Source organism: Neisseria sp. P0021.S007 (assembly GCF_051956855.1).
This window is the reverse complement of sequence record NZ_JBQCXA010000065.1, coordinates 1-1411: the sequence shown is the minus strand read 5'-3', so window position 1 is coordinate 1411 and position 1411 is coordinate 1. Positions and strand designations below refer to the sequence as shown.

At 44.9% G+C, this 1411-nt stretch carries 2 protein-coding genes and 1 pseudogene; all 3 read left to right on the top strand.

What is annotated here, in order from left to right; translation table 11 throughout:
• Positions 1 to 169 precede the first annotated feature (169 nt).
• Positions 170 to 391, top strand: a complete 222-nt coding sequence (locus ACTHUR_RS11090; protein ID WP_070459361.1) for a hypothetical protein — start codon at positions 170 to 172, stop codon at positions 389 to 391.
• An 8-nt stretch (positions 392 to 399) separates the two neighbouring features.
• Complete coding sequence (locus tag ACTHUR_RS11085) at positions 400 to 702, top strand: hypothetical protein (protein ID WP_070459364.1); 303 nt, start codon at positions 400 to 402, stop codon at positions 700 to 702.
• A pseudogene (locus ACTHUR_RS11080) lies at positions 692 to 1411 on the top strand (virulence factor TspB C-terminal domain-related protein); the annotation flags it as partial. The gene ACTHUR_RS11085 and the pseudogene ACTHUR_RS11080, both read left to right, overlap by 11 nt.

Sequence of the window (1411 nt, the reverse complement as noted above, 5' to 3'; positions counted from 1 at the left end):
TTACAAACCGCAGCAAATCGTCTCAATGCAAGTGTTTCCTCGTGCATTTAAAGACAACATCTACTATTCGGACGAAGCATAAACCAGTTTCAGGGGTTCGGCGGTGTTCCCTGAATTGACCCCGAAACACCGCCACAACCATTTTTTTAACTCCATAAAGGAAAATATCATGAGTATTAAAACCAAATTTCAAAAAGCAGCCGCTTTTGTAACCGTTGCAGCATTGCCAGTATTAGCATTCGCAGAAGATAACGGCATGGTCGAAGCCGCTAAAACAGAATTGGGCTCATTGAAATCGGGCATTATTGCCGTCGGCGCGGTTGCCGTTGCTTTGGCCGTTGCCGCCGTTTCCATTAGTGTTATCAAATCCGCAGTGAAACGCTCTGCATAAGGTGCAACATGGGTTATCAGGTCGGCAGAATCTGTCATGAAACGGCAGAGCAGGCAACAAACGAAGTGATGACTCAAGTCGTACCGACCATAGACAAAGACGGGGTGTTGCATCACCCCGTTTTTAACGGACAGACTTGGACTTATAACGAACAGACCGTAAAACTTCAATTTCCGCAGTGCGACAGCATGAAATATTACCGTCTCGGCGAACAAATCGGCACACAGATGATGTATGCCATGATTGCCGTCTTTGCCGTTGTCGTTATTGTGAAACTGGTTTTATGGCAGAGAGAAAGAAATGAAGAATGACACCCGAATCAGCGTTTTTATTGGGTATGGTAAAGCCCCTAACATTAGCCGTCTTTCTGTATGTCTTGGCTCGCTCTTGGTCGTAGGGCAGGCATGGGCAGAAGTAGGATTACCGCCGCCGGGACAACATCAAAACGCAGGCTTTCCGAGTGACCAAGCCTTGCAACGTCGTGGCTACGATCCAAAAACAGGCGTTTGGAAGGTTGACGTACAAAACAACGGCAAACCGACCGTAAACAAAGACGGTGGAACATACAACGGAAGTCAAAACAAGACTGTAACCGTTACGGGAAAGTACGGCGAAACTGGCAAAATGTATACAACTGTTAATCAAAGAGTTGGTACAAGCGCAATTCAGAAAACTGCTACGGGTGTATGGTTTGGCTCATCAATTGCAAATGCTTTAAGTAAAAATGGATCATATGTAGCAACTCAGTTAAGAGCTGGAAATTATAAGTCAGCATTTGAAGGTTCGGTACTTGCTTTAGGAGATTTCGGAAATAATCTATTTGGTGGATTGCCTGAATCAATTGTGAATTTAGGGCGATCTTTAGGGTTAGTAAATAATCCATCACAGCAACAATATAGAGATGCAGCAGAAAGATTTTATGCAGCACAACGCCAAGCAGAAGCCGAAGGAAACTACCAAAAAGCAGTAGCACAAGCAGCAGCTGGAAAAGCAGCAGAAGCAGCACAAAAAGCGCAACAA